Origin of the sequence: Bacillus sp. FSL R7-0646, assembly GCF_037969865.1 — a bacterium.
Classification (GTDB): Bacteria; Bacillota; Bacilli; order Bacillales; family Bacillaceae; genus Bacillus; species Bacillus licheniformis.
Genome location: NZ_CP150217.1, coordinates 134,006 through 146,842 on the forward strand (window position 1 = coordinate 134,006; position 12,837 = coordinate 146,842).

General features: G+C 43.9%; 22 protein-coding genes. All 22 read left to right on the forward strand.

Annotation, left to right across the window (positions count from 1 at the left end):
• Positions 1–46: 46 nt before the first annotated feature.
• The 22 genes from rpsL (at position 47) to rplR (ending at position 12,829) form a co-directional block, all read left to right on the forward strand.
• Positions 47–463 carry a 30S ribosomal protein S12 gene (gene rpsL / locus MKY62_RS00715; protein ID WP_003178315.1) on the forward strand — a complete coding sequence of 139 codons (417 nt, stop codon included), beginning with the start codon at positions 47–49 and terminating at the stop codon, positions 461–463.
• 165 nt (positions 464–628) lie between these two features.
• The gene (gene rpsG / locus MKY62_RS00720) at positions 629–1,099 is read left to right on the forward strand and encodes a 30S ribosomal protein S7 (RefSeq protein WP_003178317.1); all 471 of its coding nucleotides are present in this window, start codon (positions 629–631) and stop codon (positions 1,097–1,099) included.
• A 49-nt stretch (positions 1,100–1,148) separates the two neighbouring features.
• Positions 1,149–3,227, forward strand: coding sequence for an elongation factor G (gene fusA, locus MKY62_RS00725; protein ID WP_003178319.1), 2,079 nt, complete (start codon positions 1,149–1,151; stop codon positions 3,225–3,227).
• A gap of 119 nt (positions 3,228–3,346) precedes the next feature.
• Entirely contained in the window at positions 3,347–4,537 is a 1,191-nt protein-coding gene (gene tuf / locus MKY62_RS00730) for an elongation factor Tu (protein WP_003178321.1), read from the forward strand.
• Positions 4,538–4,858: 321 nt separating this feature from the next.
• Complete coding sequence (gene rpsJ, locus MKY62_RS00735) at positions 4,859–5,167, forward strand: 30S ribosomal protein S10 (protein WP_003156464.1); 309 nt, start codon at positions 4,859–4,861, stop codon at positions 5,165–5,167.
• A 38-nt stretch (positions 5,168–5,205) separates the two neighbouring features.
• The gene (gene rplC, locus MKY62_RS00740; RefSeq protein WP_003178324.1) at positions 5,206–5,835 is read left to right on the forward strand and encodes a 50S ribosomal protein L3; all 630 of its coding nucleotides are present in this window, start codon (positions 5,206–5,208) and stop codon (positions 5,833–5,835) included.
• A 27-nt stretch (positions 5,836–5,862) separates the two neighbouring features.
• A complete protein-coding gene (gene rplD, locus MKY62_RS00745; protein WP_003178327.1) occupies positions 5,863–6,486 on the forward strand; it encodes a 50S ribosomal protein L4 in 624 nt (207 codons plus the stop codon).
• Positions 6,486–6,773: a 50S ribosomal protein L23 gene (gene rplW / locus MKY62_RS00750; RefSeq protein WP_003178328.1), complete on the forward strand. Its 288-nt coding sequence runs from the start codon at positions 6,486–6,488 to the stop codon at positions 6,771–6,773. Before rplD ends, rplW begins: the two co-directional genes overlap by 1 nt.
• Before the next feature lie 31 nt (positions 6,774–6,804).
• Positions 6,805–7,638 (forward strand): 50S ribosomal protein L2, encoded by an 834-nt coding sequence (gene rplB / locus MKY62_RS00755; protein WP_003178332.1) that lies wholly within the window; start codon positions 6,805–6,807, stop codon positions 7,636–7,638.
• A gap of 57 nt (positions 7,639–7,695) precedes the next feature.
• Positions 7,696–7,974, forward strand: coding sequence for a 30S ribosomal protein S19 (gene rpsS / locus MKY62_RS00760; RefSeq protein WP_003178334.1), 279 nt, complete (start codon positions 7,696–7,698; stop codon positions 7,972–7,974).
• Between the two features lie 17 nt (positions 7,975–7,991).
• The gene (gene rplV, locus MKY62_RS00765) at positions 7,992–8,336 is read left to right on the forward strand and encodes a 50S ribosomal protein L22 (RefSeq protein WP_003178337.1); all 345 of its coding nucleotides are present in this window, start codon (positions 7,992–7,994) and stop codon (positions 8,334–8,336) included.
• A gap of 3 nt (positions 8,337–8,339) precedes the next feature.
• On the forward strand, positions 8,340–8,996 hold the full coding sequence (gene rpsC, locus MKY62_RS00770; RefSeq protein WP_003178339.1) for a 30S ribosomal protein S3: 657 nt from the start codon (positions 8,340–8,342) through the stop codon (positions 8,994–8,996).
• A gap of 1 nt (position 8,997) precedes the next feature.
• Positions 8,998–9,432: a 50S ribosomal protein L16 gene (gene rplP / locus MKY62_RS00775; RefSeq protein WP_003178341.1), complete on the forward strand. Its 435-nt coding sequence runs from the start codon at positions 8,998–9,000 to the stop codon at positions 9,430–9,432.
• Positions 9,422–9,622: a 50S ribosomal protein L29 gene (gene rpmC, locus MKY62_RS00780; RefSeq protein ID WP_003178343.1), complete on the forward strand. Its 201-nt coding sequence runs from the start codon at positions 9,422–9,424 to the stop codon at positions 9,620–9,622. The genes rplP and rpmC overlap by 11 nt, the downstream gene beginning before the upstream one ends.
• Before the next feature lie 24 nt (positions 9,623–9,646).
• Complete coding sequence (gene rpsQ, locus MKY62_RS00785; protein ID WP_003178345.1) at positions 9,647–9,910, forward strand: 30S ribosomal protein S17; 264 nt, start codon at positions 9,647–9,649, stop codon at positions 9,908–9,910.
• 40 nt (positions 9,911–9,950) lie between these two features.
• Positions 9,951–10,319: a 50S ribosomal protein L14 gene (rplN, locus tag MKY62_RS00790; RefSeq protein ID WP_003178347.1), complete on the forward strand. Its 369-nt coding sequence runs from the start codon at positions 9,951–9,953 to the stop codon at positions 10,317–10,319.
• Positions 10,320–10,354: 35 nt separating this feature from the next.
• The gene (rplX, locus tag MKY62_RS00795) at positions 10,355–10,666 is read left to right on the forward strand and encodes a 50S ribosomal protein L24 (RefSeq protein WP_003178350.1); all 312 of its coding nucleotides are present in this window, start codon (positions 10,355–10,357) and stop codon (positions 10,664–10,666) included.
• Positions 10,667–10,691: 25 nt separating this feature from the next.
• Positions 10,692–11,231 carry a 50S ribosomal protein L5 gene (gene rplE, locus MKY62_RS00800; RefSeq protein WP_003178352.1) on the forward strand — a complete coding sequence of 180 codons (540 nt, stop codon included), beginning with the start codon at positions 10,692–10,694 and terminating at the stop codon, positions 11,229–11,231.
• A gap of 22 nt (positions 11,232–11,253) precedes the next feature.
• A complete protein-coding gene (gene rpsN / locus MKY62_RS00805; protein ID WP_003178353.1) occupies positions 11,254–11,439 on the forward strand; it encodes a 30S ribosomal protein S14 in 186 nt (61 codons plus the stop codon).
• Positions 11,440–11,470: 31 nt separating this feature from the next.
• Complete coding sequence (gene rpsH / locus MKY62_RS00810) at positions 11,471–11,869, forward strand: 30S ribosomal protein S8 (RefSeq protein ID WP_003178355.1); 399 nt, start codon at positions 11,471–11,473, stop codon at positions 11,867–11,869.
• Between the two features lie 29 nt (positions 11,870–11,898).
• Entirely contained in the window at positions 11,899–12,435 is a 537-nt protein-coding gene (gene rplF, locus MKY62_RS00815; RefSeq protein WP_003178356.1) for a 50S ribosomal protein L6, read from the forward strand.
• Positions 12,436–12,466: 31 nt separating this feature from the next.
• Positions 12,467–12,829 carry a 50S ribosomal protein L18 gene (rplR, locus tag MKY62_RS00820; protein WP_003178358.1) on the forward strand — a complete coding sequence of 121 codons (363 nt, stop codon included), beginning with the start codon at positions 12,467–12,469 and terminating at the stop codon, positions 12,827–12,829.
• The last annotated feature ends 8 nt before the right edge of the window (positions 12,830–12,837 follow it).

A 12,837-nucleotide genomic window follows, 5' to 3' on the forward strand; every position in this document is an offset into this window, starting at 1 on the left:
CCTGGGTATGTGGGTTATAAAACGTAATGAAGGGAGGAAATACAAAATGCCTACAATTAATCAGCTAGTCCGCAAAGGACGCGTAAGCAAAGTTGAAACTTCTAAGTCTCCAGCACTTAACAAAGGATACAACAGCTTCAAGAAAGAGCACACTAACGTATCTTCACCACAAAAACGCGGAGTATGTACCCGTGTTGGTACAATGACACCGAAGAAGCCGAACTCAGCGCTTCGTAAATATGCCCGTGTTCGCTTAACTAACGGAATCGAGGTTACAGCCTACATTCCTGGTATCGGACACAACCTGCAAGAGCACAGTGTCGTATTGATCCGCGGTGGACGTGTAAAAGACCTACCGGGGGTACGCTACCACATCGTGCGTGGCGCACTTGATACTGCCGGAGTTGAAAACCGTGCACAAGGCCGTTCTAAATACGGTACAAAACGTCCTAAGAAAAAATAATTCCGTTTGAATACAAATAAAAGGGTTTTTAAAAGCAAGGAGTTCTGGCAATGCTGTTAAGGGCGTCGGGCTTTTCGCGCCAAGCGTCAGTTTGATCCCGGCAGCTGAACCGTGAAATCCCTCTGCTTGCTGTAAACCCGTAACAAGAGAAGGGAGGATAATCAGATGCCACGTAAAGGTCCTGTAGCAAAAAGAGACGTTTTACCTGATCCGCTTTACAACTCTAAACTGGTTACTCGTTTGATCAACAAAATGATGATCGACGGTAAAAAAGGTAAAGCTCAAACAATCCTATACAAGTCATTCGATATTATTAAAGAACGTACCGGCAACGATGCAATGGAGGTTTTCGAACAAGCATTGAAGAACATCATGCCAGTGCTTGAAGTTAAAGCACGCCGCGTAGGTGGTGCGAACTACCAAGTACCTGTAGAGGTTCGTCCTGAACGCCGTACGACTCTTGGACTTCGCTGGTTAGTAAACTACGCTCGTCTTCGCGGAGAAAAAACGATGGAAGAGCGTTTAGCTAACGAAATCCTTGATGCAGCTAACAACACTGGTGCTGCTGTTAAGAAACGTGAAGATACTCATAAGATGGCTGAAGCAAACAAAGCGTTCGCTCACTATCGCTGGTAATCTCACACGACAAAATATTATTCCCTAAGAAGGAAGGAGAAAAGACCCAATGGCAAGAGAGTTCTCCTTAGAAAAAACTCGTAATATCGGAATCATGGCTCACATCGATGCCGGTAAAACGACAACAACTGAACGTATCTTGTTCTACACAGGCCGTATCCATAAAATTGGTGAAACTCACGAAGGGGCTTCCCAAATGGACTGGATGGAGCAGGAACAAGAACGCGGTATCACAATCACATCTGCTGCAACAACTGCACAGTGGAAAGGCTACCGCGTAAACATCATCGACACACCAGGACACGTAGACTTCACAGTTGAGGTTGAACGTTCCCTGCGCGTACTTGATGGTGCCGTTGCCGTTCTTGACGCACAATCAGGCGTTGAGCCGCAAACTGAAACAGTTTGGCGTCAGGCGACAACTTACGGAGTACCTCGTATCGTATTTGTCAACAAGATGGACAAAACGGGTGCGGACTTCCTTTACTCTGTAGGAACTCTTAGAGACCGTCTTGAGGCGAACGCTCACGCGATCCAATTACCGATTGGCGCCGAAGACAATTTCGAAGGGATCATCGACCTTGTAGAAAACGTTGCGTACTACTATGAAGATGACCTTGGAACACGCTCTGAAGCGCGTGAAATCCCTGCTGAGTACAAAGACAAAGCTGAAGAGCTTCGCGCTAGCTTGATTGAAGCTGTTGCTGAGCTTGATGAAGAGCTTATGATGAAGTACTTGGAAGGTGAAGAAATCACAGTTGACGAGCTGAAAGCAGCAATCCGCAAAGGAACTTGTAACGTTGAGTTCTATCCGGTTCTATGTGGTTCAGCTTTCAAAAACAAAGGTGTTCAATTAGTGCTTGACGCAGTTCTTGACTACCTGCCAGCTCCAACTGACGTACCAGCAATCAAAGGTACTCTGCCTGATTCTGATGAAGAGGTTACTCGTGAGTCTTCTGACGATGCACCTTTCTCAGCGCTTGCATTTAAAGTTATGACTGACCCTTACGTTGGTAAATTGACGTTCTTCCGTGTGTACTCAGGAACACTTGATTCCGGTTCATACGTAAGAAACTCAACAAAAGGCAAACGTGAGCGCGTCGGCCGTATCCTGCAAATGCACGCCAACAGCCGTGAAGAAATCTCTACTGTGTACGCAGGGGATATCGCTGCTGCTGTAGGTTTGAAAGACACGACTACAGGGGACACGCTTTGCGACGAGAAAAACCTTGTTATCCTGGAATCAATGGAATTCCCTGAGCCTGTTATCCACGTTGCAATCGAGCCTAAATCTAAGGCTGACCAAGACAAAATGTCTACTGCACTGGCTAAATTGGCTGAAGAGGATCCGACATTCCGTGCGCATACTGACCCTGAAACAGGTCAAACGATCATCGGCGGTATGGGTGAGCTTCACCTTGATATCATCGTTGACCGTATGAAACGCGAATTTAAAGTTGAAGCCAACGTCGGTGCTCCTCAAGTTGCGTATCGTGAAACATTCCGTGCGAGCGCGCAAGTTGAAGGTAAATTCGTACGTCAGTCTGGTGGACGCGGACAGTTCGGACACGTTTGGATCGAATTCTCTCCAAACGAAGAAGGAAAAGGCTTTGAGTTCGAAAACGCAATCGTCGGTGGTGTCGTTCCTCGTGAATACATTCCGGCTGTTCAAGCAGGACTTGAAGATGCACTTCAAAACGGTGTAGTCGCAGGTTACCCTGTTATCGACATCAAAGCGAAACTTTTTGACGGTTCTTACCACGATGTCGACTCTAACGAAATGGCGTTTAAAATCGCTGCTTCCATGGCGCTTAAAAACGCGGCAAGCAAGTGTAACCCAGTTATTCTTGAGCCGATCTCCAAAGTTGAAGTCGTTATCCCAGAAGAATACATGGGAGACATCATGGGCGACATTACGTCACGCCGCGGTCGCGTAGAAGGTATGGAAGGACGCGGAAACGCTCAGGTCGTTCGCGCGATGGTTCCACTTTCTGAAATGTTCGGTTACGCTACGGCTCTCCGTTCAAACACACAAGGACGCGGTACGTTCACAATGGTCTTTGACCACTATGAAGAAGTGCCTAAGAGCATCGCTGATGAGATCATCAAAAAAAATCAAGGTGAATAATTGATTTTGCCTCTTCATTAAAGTATAACTACTATTGTAAGATGAGAAAGTGAAACATTGCTTTCACTTTCTATCACTCTATATAACAAAAACTAACCTTTTTAAGGAGGATTTTCAGAATGGCTAAAGAAAAATTCGACCGTTCCAAATCACATGCCAACATTGGTACAATTGGACACGTTGACCATGGTAAAACTACATTAACAGCTGCTATCACTACTGTGCTTCATAAGAAATCTGGTAAAGGTACTGCTATGGCATACGACCAAATCGACGGTGCTCCAGAAGAGCGCGAGCGCGGTATCACAATTTCTACTGCACACGTTGAGTACGAAACTGACAACCGTCACTATGCACACGTTGACTGCCCAGGACACGCTGACTATGTTAAAAACATGATCACTGGTGCTGCGCAAATGGACGGTGCGATCCTTGTTGTTTCTGCTGCTGACGGCCCAATGCCACAAACTCGTGAGCACATCCTTCTTTCTCGTAACGTAGGTGTGCCTTACATCGTAGTATTCTTGAACAAATGCGACATGGTAGACGACGAAGAGCTTCTTGAGCTAGTTGAAATGGAAGTTCGCGATCTTCTTTCTGAGTATGAGTTCCCTGGTGACGATGTACCAGTTATCAAAGGTTCTGCTCTTAAAGCTCTTGAAGGAGATGCTCAGTACGAAGAAAAAATCTTTGAACTGATGGCTGCTGTTGACGAGTACATCCCAACTCCAGAGCGTGAAACTGACAAGCCATTCATGATGCCTGTTGAGGACGTATTCTCAATCACAGGTCGTGGAACAGTTGCTACTGGACGCGTAGAGCGCGGACAAGTTAAAGTCGGTGACGAAGTTGAAATCATCGGTCTTCAAGAAGAAAACAAGAAAACAACTGTTACAGGTGTTGAAATGTTCCGCAAGCTTCTTGACTATGCAGAAGCTGGAGACAACATCGGTGCACTTCTTCGCGGTGTATCTCGTGAAGAAATCCAACGCGGTCAAGTACTTGCTCAACCAGGTACAATCACTCCGCACAAAAAATTCAAAGCTGAAGTTTACGTTCTTTCTAAAGAAGAGGGTGGACGTCACACTCCATTCTTCTCTAACTACCGCCCTCAGTTCTACTTCCGTACAACTGACGTAACTGGTATCATTCAGCTTCCAGAAGGCGTAGAAATGGTTATGCCTGGAGACAACATCGAAATGACTGTTGAATTGATTTCAACAATCGCGATCGAAGACGGAACTCGCTTCTCTATCCGTGAAGGCGGACGTACAGTTGGTTCTGGCGTTGTTTCTTCAATCATCGAATAATACTTATAAAATAAAAAACGAGATCCAGCCGGGTCTCGTTTTTTATTTTGAGCCGCTATGCTAAAGGGATTTATTTTCCGCCTGTAAGTCCTTGATTAACACTGCTTGAATCTGTATAATAAAAAAAGTGTGCAAAAGCCGGTAATATTCAATATTACCTTGCAACATGCCTATAAATTTTGTATAATAGTGCATGTTGGTCTTTGACTGCGATGAAGTGAGAGGTTGCTGACACACCCGGCCGCTTTGCCATGGCAAGGTGATTCAGGTTTTTCTCACGGAGAATTGTCTAATGTAAGTAGGCGAAAAGGAGGGAAAATAATGGCAAAACAAAAAATTCGTATTCGTTTAAAAGCGTATGATCATAGAATCCTTGATCAATCTGCTGAGAAGATTGTTGAAACGGCTAAACGTTCCGGAGCCAGCGTTTCTGGTCCGATTCCGTTGCCAACTGAGAAATCAGTTTACACAATCCTTCGTGCGGTGCACAAATACAAAGATTCTCGTGAGCAATTCGAAATGCGTACACATAAACGTTTGATCGACATTGTGAACCCAACACCACAAACTGTTGATGCTCTAATGCGATTAGATTTACCATCTGGTGTCGATATCGAAATTAAACTTTAATCTAAAATATAGAATGATCTTTATAGGAGGTGTGACGAATGACCAAAGGAATCTTAGGAAGAAAAATTGGTATGACGCAAGTTTTCGCAGAAAACGGTGATCTTATTCCGGTAACTGTTATCGAAGCTGCTCCTAACGTTGTGCTTCAGAAGAAAACTTCTGAAAACGACGGCTATGAAGCGATTCAGATCGGTTTTGACGACAAGCGTGAAAAGCTTGCCAACAAACCAGAAAAAGGACACGTTGCAAAAGCGGAAACTGCTCCTAAGCGCTTCGTTAAGGAATTACGCGGAGTGGATATGGATGCGTATGAAGTTGGTCAGGAAGTCAAAGTTGATATTTTCTCTAACGGAGAAATCGTAGATGTAACAGGAACATCGAAAGGTAAAGGTTTCCAAGGCGCTATCAAACGCCACGGACAATCTCGCGGACCAATGTCTCACGGTTCACGCTACCACCGCCGTCCTGGTTCAATGGGACCGGTAGACCCTAACCGTGTATTCAAAGGAAAGCTGTTGCCTGGACGTATGGGCGGAGAGCAAATCACTGTTCAAAACCTTGAAATCGTAAAAGTAGATGCAGAGCGCAACCTTCTTTTAGTTAAAGGTAACGTTCCTGGTGCCAAAAAATCACTAGTCACTGTTAAAAGTGCTGTTAAATCTAAATAATTCTCTTAGGAAAGGAGGAAATTGATCATGCCAAAAGTAGCTTTATATAACCAAAACGGTTCTACTGCTGGTGATATCGAATTAAACGACTCTGTATTTGGAATCGAGCCAAATGAGAGCGTAGTATTCGACGCTATTCTTATGCAAAGAGCTTCCTTGCGTCAAGGAACTCATAAAGTAAAAAATCGTTCGGAAGTACGTGGCGGAGGTCGCAAACCTTGGCGTCAAAAAGGTACCGGCCGTGCTCGTCAAGGATCTATCCGTTCACCGCAATGGCGCGGAGGTGGTATCGTATTCGGTCCTACACCACGCAGCTATGCATATAAATTACCGAAAAAAGTTCGCCGCTTGGCTATCAAATCAGCATTGTCTTCTAAAGTGAATGACAACAACTTGATCGTTCTTGAAGATCTTAATCTTGATGCGGTTAAAACAAAAGAAATGGCAGCTATCCTTAAAGGTCTGTCTATCGAGAAGAAAGCTTTAATCGTAACTGCGGATGCAAACGAGACAGTTGAACTATCTGCTCGCAACCTTCCAGGAGTTACTGTTGTTGAAGCTAACGGAATCAACGTCCTCGATGTTGTCGGTCACGAGAAGCTTGTGATGACGAAAGCAGCGGTTGAAAAAGTAGAGGAGGTGCTTGCATAATGAAAGATCCTCGTGATGTTCTAAAGCGCCCCGTCATTACTGAACGTTCTGCTGATTTAATGACTGAAAAAAAATATACGTTTGAAGTTGACGTAAAAGCCAACAAAACAGAAGTGAAAGACGCTGTTGAACAAATCTTTGGAGTGAAAGTTGAAAAAGTCAACATCATGAACTACAAAGGGAAATTCAAACGTGTCGGCCGCTACTCTGGTATGACAAACAAACGCAGAAAAGCGATTGTTAAGCTTACTGAAGACAGCAAAGAAATCGAAATTTTTGAAGCTTAATCACTTGTAAAAAGAAGGAGGGAAATTCAAAATGGCGATTAAAAAGTACAAACCGACCTCTAACGGACGTCGCGGCATGACTTCTTCTGATTTCGCGGAAATCACGACAGATCAGCCGGAAAAATCCTTGCTTGCCCCGCTTCACAAAAAAGGCGGACGCAACAACCAAGGTAAATTAACTGTACGTCATCAAGGCGGCGGACATAAACGCCAATACCGTATTATCGACTTCAAGCGCGATAAAGATGGTATACCTGGACGCGTTGCTACAGTTGAGTACGATCCAAACCGTTCAGCTAACATTGCTCTAATTAACTATGTAGACGGAGAAAAACGCTACATCCTAGCTCCTAAGGGGCTTCAAGTAGGCACTGAAATCATGTCAGGTCCAGAAGCTGACATTAAAGTAGGTAACGCACTTCCACTGATCAACATCCCTGTTGGTACAGTTGTGCACAACATTGAATTAAAACCTGGAAAAGGCGGACAGCTTGTACGTTCAGCTGGTACATCTGCTCAAGTTCTTGGTAAAGAAGGTAAATACGTTCTTGTACGTCTTAACTCCGGTGAAGTTCGCATGATTCTTTCTGCTTGCCGCGCAACAATCGGTCAAGTGGGTAACGAACAGCATGAACTGATCAACATCGGTAAAGCCGGACGTTCTCGCTGGAAAGGCGTTCGCCCTACAGTTCGCGGTTCTGTTATGAACCCTAACGATCACCCGCACGGTGGTGGTGAAGGACGCGCTCCAATCGGACGTAAATCACCTATGTCTCCATGGGGTAAACCAACTCTTGGATTCAAAACTCGTAAGAAAAAGAACAAATCAGATAAATTCATCGTACGTCGTCGTAAAAATAAATAACGGGGTTGTCTACGGTTCATATCGGACCGTAGTGCAATCACGAAGGGAGGTTCCAAAATGGCTCGCAGCTTAAAAAAAGGACCATTTGTCGATGATCATCTAATGACAAAAATCGAGAAATTAAATGAAGCGGATAAGAAACAAGTTGTGAAAACTTGGTCTCGCCGTTCTACTATTTTCCCGCAATTTATCGGTCACACAATCGCAGTCTATGATGGACGCAAACATGTGCCTGTTTACATCTCTGAAGATATGGTAGGTCACAAGTTGGGTGAATTCGCACCGACTCGCACTTACAAAGGTCATGCTAGTGATGACAAGAAAACAAGACGCTAATGAGAGGAGGCTTTTAAATGCAACAAGCTAAAGCTGTCGCAAGAACAGTCCGTATTGCTCCTCGTAAGGCACGTCTAGTAATGGACCTGATTCGAGGCAAGCAAGTAGGTGAAGCAGTATCGATCTTAAACCATACGCCAAAAGCTGCTTCCCCGATTATTGAAAAAGTTTTAAAATCTGCTATCGCCAACGCTGAGCACAACTACGAAATGGATGCAAACAACCTGGTTGTTACTCAAGCTTACGTGAACGAAGGCCCTACGTTGAAAAGATTCCGTCCGCGCGCTATGGGACGTGCAAGCCAAATCAACAAACGTACGAGCCACATTACTATCGTTGTATCAGAAAAGAAGGAGGGATAACTCGTGGGTCAAAAGGTAAATCCAGTCGGTCTTCGTATTGGGGTTATACGTGATTGGGAATCTAAGTGGTACGCTGGCAAAGATTACGCTGACTTCCTTCACGAAGATCTGAAAATCCGTGAATTTATTAATCAACGCCTGTCTGACGCTTCAGTTTCTAAAGTAGAAATCGAGCGTGCGGCAAACCGTGTAAATATTACGATCCACACAGCTAAGCCTGGTATGGTTATCGGTAAAGGCGGTTCCGAAGTCGAAGCGCTTCGCAAAGCCCTTAACAGCCTTACTGGCAAGCGTGTACACATTAACATTCTTGAAATCAAAAGAGCTGATCTTGATGCTCAGCTAGTTGCTGATAACATTGCTCGTCAATTGGAAAACCGTATCTCTTTCCGTCGTGCGCAAAAGCAACAAATCCAACGCACAATGCGCGCTGGTGCACAAGGAATTAAAACAATGGTTTCCGGTCGTCTTGGCGGCGCTGACATCGCTCGTTCTGAATACTACAGTGAAGGAACTGTTCCATTGCACACACTTCGTGCAGACATCGACTATGCTACATCTGAAGCTGACACAACTTACGGTAAGCTTGGTGTAAAAGTCTGGATCTATCGTGGAGAGGTTCTTCCTACTAAGAAGAAAACTGAGGAAGGAGGAAAATAATATGTTAATGCCAAAACGCGTTAAATATCGCAGAGAGCATCGCGGAAAAATGCGCGGCCGTGCGAAAGGCGGCACTGAAGTGCATTTCGGTGAATACGGTATCCAAGCTCAAGAATCTTCTTGGATCACAAACCGCCAAATCGAAGCAGCACGTATTGCGATGACTCGTTACATGAAACGTGGCGGTAAAGTTTGGATCAAAATTTTCCCTTCTAAGCCTTATACAGCTAAGCCTCTAGAGGTTCGGATGGGTTCCGGTAAAGGTGCTCCTGAAGGATGGGTAGCTGTTGTAAAACCGGGCAAAGTTTTATTTGAAATTTCTGGTGTGTCTGAGGAAGTCGCTCGCGAAGCTCTTCGTCTTGCATCTCACAAATTGCCAATTAAAACGAAGTTCGTAAAACGTGAAGAAATTGGTGGTGAATCAAATGAAAGCTAATGAAATTCGTGACCTTACCACTGCTGAAATTGAACAAAAAGTAAAGTCTCTTAAAGAAGAACTTTTCAATCTTCGCTTTCAATTAGCGACAGGACAACTTGAAAACACTGCTCGCATTCGTGAAGTGCGCAAGTCAATCGCGCGCATGAAAACTGTGATTCGGGAAAGAGAAATTGCTGCCAACAAATAATTCCGGAGGGAGGTTCTCTAAAACATGAGCGAACGCAATCAGCGCAAAGTCTACCAAGGACGTGTTGTTTCTGACAAAATGGATAAAACCATTACTGTTGTTGTAGAAACATACAAAAAGCATTCACTCTACGGTAAACGCGTAAAGTACTCTAAAAAATTCAAAGCACATGATGAAAATAACCAAGCTAAAATCGGAGACATCGTAAAGATCATGGAAACTCGTCCATTATCTGCGACTAAACGTTTTCGTCTAGTTGAAGTTGTCGAAGAAGCTGTTATTATCTAATAAAGTTCGGAAACTTTTTTCCGAAGGGAGGTAACAAATAATGATTCAACAAGAGACTCGTTTAAAAGTAGCTGATAACTCTGGTGCCCGTGAAGTGTTAACAATCAAGGTGCTTGGTGGTTCTGGACGCAAAACAGCTAACATTGGTGATGTCATTGTTTGCACGGTTAAACAAGCAACACCAGGAGGCGTTGTCAAAAAAGGTGATGTCGTGAGAGCTGTAGTCGTACGTTCTAAGAGCGGTGCACGCAGAAATGACGGATCTTACATCAAATTCGATGAGAATGCATGTGTTATCATCCGTGACGACAAAAGCCCGCGCGGAACTCGTATCTTCGGACCTGTAGCACGTGAACTTCGTGATAACAACTTCATGAAAATTGTTTCTCTAGCTCCAGAAGTACTTTAATGATATCAATGCCGGACTAAGGAGGTGCGATCAGGATGCATGTTAAAAAAGGCGATAAAGTAATGGTTATCTCTGGTAAAGACAAAGGGAAGCAAGGTGTAATTCTTGCAGCTTTCCCTAAAAAAGACCGCGTAATCGTTGAGGGTGTCAACATGGTGAAGAAGCACTCAAAGCCGACTCAAGCAAACCCTCAAGGCGGAATTTTAAATCAAGAGGCGCCAATTCATGTGTCAAACGTAATGCCGCTCGATCCTAAAACAGGTGAAGTGACTCGCGTAGGATACAAAGTAGAAAATGGCAAAAAAGTTCGTATTGCAAAAAAATCTGGGCAAGTTCTAGATAACTAGTAATAAAGGAAGGGAGGTCTATCTCATGAACCGCCTTAAAGAAAAGTACAATAAAGAAATTACACCTGCATTAATGAAAAAGTTCGAATACAAATCTGTGATGCAAGTGCCTAAAATCGAAAAAATCGTAATCAACATGGGTGTTGGTGACGCTGTTCAAAACGCTAAAGCTATCGATAGCGCTGTTGAAGAACTAACGTTTATCGCTGGTCAGAAACCTGTCGTTACTCGTGCGAAGAAATCTATTGCTGGATTCCGTCTTCGTGAAGGAATGCCAATCGGTGCGAAAGTAACTCTTCGCGGAGAGCGCATGTACGATTTCCTTGATAAACTAATTTCTGTTTCTTTACCGCGTGTACGTGACTTCCGCGGAATTTCAAAAAAATCTTTTGACGGTCGCGGAAACTACACACTAGGAATCAAAGAACAGCTGATCTTCCCTGAAATTGACTATGATAAGGTAACTAAAGTTCGCGGTATGGATATCGTTATTGTAACGACTGCCAACACTGATGAAGAAGCTCGTGAACTGTTAACTCAATTAGGTATGCCATTCCAGAAATAATCAATGAAAGGGAGGCGAAATCGTGGCTAAAAAGTCAATGATTGCGAAACAAAAACGCACACCGAAGTTTAAAGTACAAGAGTACACTCGCTGCGAACGCTGCGGCCGTCCGCACTCTGTTATTCGTAAATTTAAACTTTGCCGTATTTGTTTCCGTGAACTTGCATATAAAGGACAAATTCCTGGCGTTAAAAAAGCCAGCTGGTAATCCCCGTTTATGGGAAGGAGGTTATTAAATAATGGTTATGACAGATCCGATTGCAGATATGCTGACTCGTATTCGTAATGCAAACATGGTACGTCATGAGAAGCTCGAAATTCCTGCTTCTAAGTTGAAAAGAGAGATCGCTGAAATCTTGAAAAGAGAAGGTTTCATCCGTGACGTAGAATTCATTGAAGATAACAAACAAGGCATCATCCGTGTTTTCTTGAAATACGGACAAAACAACGAGCGTGTCATCACTGGCCTTAAAAGAATCAGCAAACCAGGTCTGCGCGTTTACGCTAAGTCAAACGAAGTGCCTCGCGTGCTTAACGGACTTGGAATCGCAATTCTTTCTACATCACAAGGTGTGTTAACGGATAAAGAAGCCCGCGCTAAACAGGCTGGCGGAGAAGTATTAGCATACGTTTGGTAAGAAGTTTAACATGAATGGAGGTGTTTGGTATGTCTCGTGTAGGTAAGAAGCTACTTGAGATTCCTTCAGGCGTTACAGTTACTCTGAACGACAACACTGTAACCGTGAAAGGACCAAAAGGAGAATTAACTCGTACGTTTCATCCTGATATGAAGATTAAAATTGAGGACAATGTACTTACTGTAGAACGTCCTTCAGATAATAAAGAACACCGTGCGCTGCATGGCACAACTCGCAGCATCATCGGAAACATGGTTGAAGGTGTATCTAAAGGTTTTGAAAGAGGTTTGGAATTAGTCGGTGTCGGTTACCGTGCTTCTAAATCCGGAAACAAACTTGTTTTGAACGTTGGATACTCTCACCCTGTAGAAATCGTTCCTGAAAACGGAATTGAAATCGAAGTTCCATCTCAAACAAAAGTGGTTGTAAAAGGTACAGATAAAGAACGTGTTGGAGCTACTGCTGCAAACATTCGCGCTGTACGTTCTCCAGAGCCTTACAAAGGCAAAGGGATCCGCTATGAAGGAGAAATGGTTCGTCGTAAAGAAGGTAAATCTGCTAAGTAAAACCGCTTAATGTGAGAAAGGAGTGACCCAGATGATTACGAAAACAAGCAAGAATGCTGCACGTCTTAAAAGACACGCTCGTGTTCGTGCGAAGCTTTCAGGAACCCCTGAAAGACCTCGTCTAAATGTTTTCCGTTCAAACAAACATATTTACGCACAAGTGATCGATGACGTGAACGGTGTTACACTTGTGAGTGCATCTACTCTTGATAAAGACTTTAACGCTGAAAATGGCAGCGATACGGCTGCGGCTGCAAAAGTTGGAGAGCTTGTTGCAAAGCGCGCTTCTGAAAAAGGTATCACAAATGTCGTGTTCGACCGTGGCGGTTACCTTTATCATGGACGTGTAAAAGCATTGGCTGATGCTGCACGCGAAGCTGGATTAGAATTTTAATAAAAGAA

Bases quoted from the DNA above. Each gene is read 5' to 3' on its own strand.
- rpsL (WP_003178315.1), top strand. From the start codon at position 47: ATGCCTACAATTAATCAGCTAGTCCGCAAAGGACGCGTAAGCAAAGTT.
- rpsG (WP_003178317.1), top strand. From the start codon at position 629: ATGCCACGTAAAGGTCCTGTAGCAAAAAGAGACGTTTTACCTGATCCG.
- fusA (WP_003178319.1), top strand. From the start codon at position 1,149: ATGGCAAGAGAGTTCTCCTTAGAAAAAACTCGTAATATCGGAATCATG.
- tuf (WP_003178321.1), top strand. From the start codon at position 3,347: ATGGCTAAAGAAAAATTCGACCGTTCCAAATCACATGCCAACATTGGT.
- rpsJ (WP_003156464.1), top strand. From the start codon at position 4,859: ATGGCAAAACAAAAAATTCGTATTCGTTTAAAAGCGTATGATCATAGA.
- rplC (WP_003178324.1), top strand. From the start codon at position 5,206: ATGACCAAAGGAATCTTAGGAAGAAAAATTGGTATGACGCAAGTTTTC.
- rplD (WP_003178327.1), top strand. From the start codon at position 5,863: ATGCCAAAAGTAGCTTTATATAACCAAAACGGTTCTACTGCTGGTGAT.
- rplW (WP_003178328.1), top strand. From the start codon at position 6,486: ATGAAAGATCCTCGTGATGTTCTAAAGCGCCCCGTCATTACTGAACGT.
- rplB (WP_003178332.1), top strand. From the start codon at position 6,805: ATGGCGATTAAAAAGTACAAACCGACCTCTAACGGACGTCGCGGCATG.
- rpsS (WP_003178334.1), top strand. From the start codon at position 7,696: ATGGCTCGCAGCTTAAAAAAAGGACCATTTGTCGATGATCATCTAATG.
- rplV (WP_003178337.1), top strand. From the start codon at position 7,992: ATGCAACAAGCTAAAGCTGTCGCAAGAACAGTCCGTATTGCTCCTCGT.
- rplP (WP_003178341.1), top strand. From the start codon at position 8,998: ATGTTAATGCCAAAACGCGTTAAATATCGCAGAGAGCATCGCGGAAAA.
- rpmC (WP_003178343.1), top strand. From the start codon at position 9,422: ATGAAAGCTAATGAAATTCGTGACCTTACCACTGCTGAAATTGAACAA.
- rpsQ (WP_003178345.1), top strand. From the start codon at position 9,647: ATGAGCGAACGCAATCAGCGCAAAGTCTACCAAGGACGTGTTGTTTCT.
- rplN (WP_003178347.1), top strand. From the start codon at position 9,951: ATGATTCAACAAGAGACTCGTTTAAAAGTAGCTGATAACTCTGGTGCC.
- rplX (WP_003178350.1), top strand. From the start codon at position 10,355: ATGCATGTTAAAAAAGGCGATAAAGTAATGGTTATCTCTGGTAAAGAC.
- rplE (WP_003178352.1), top strand. From the start codon at position 10,692: ATGAACCGCCTTAAAGAAAAGTACAATAAAGAAATTACACCTGCATTA.
- rpsH (WP_003178355.1), top strand. From the start codon at position 11,471: ATGGTTATGACAGATCCGATTGCAGATATGCTGACTCGTATTCGTAAT.
- rplF (WP_003178356.1), top strand. From the start codon at position 11,899: ATGTCTCGTGTAGGTAAGAAGCTACTTGAGATTCCTTCAGGCGTTACA.
- rplR (WP_003178358.1), top strand. From the start codon at position 12,467: ATGATTACGAAAACAAGCAAGAATGCTGCACGTCTTAAAAGACACGCT.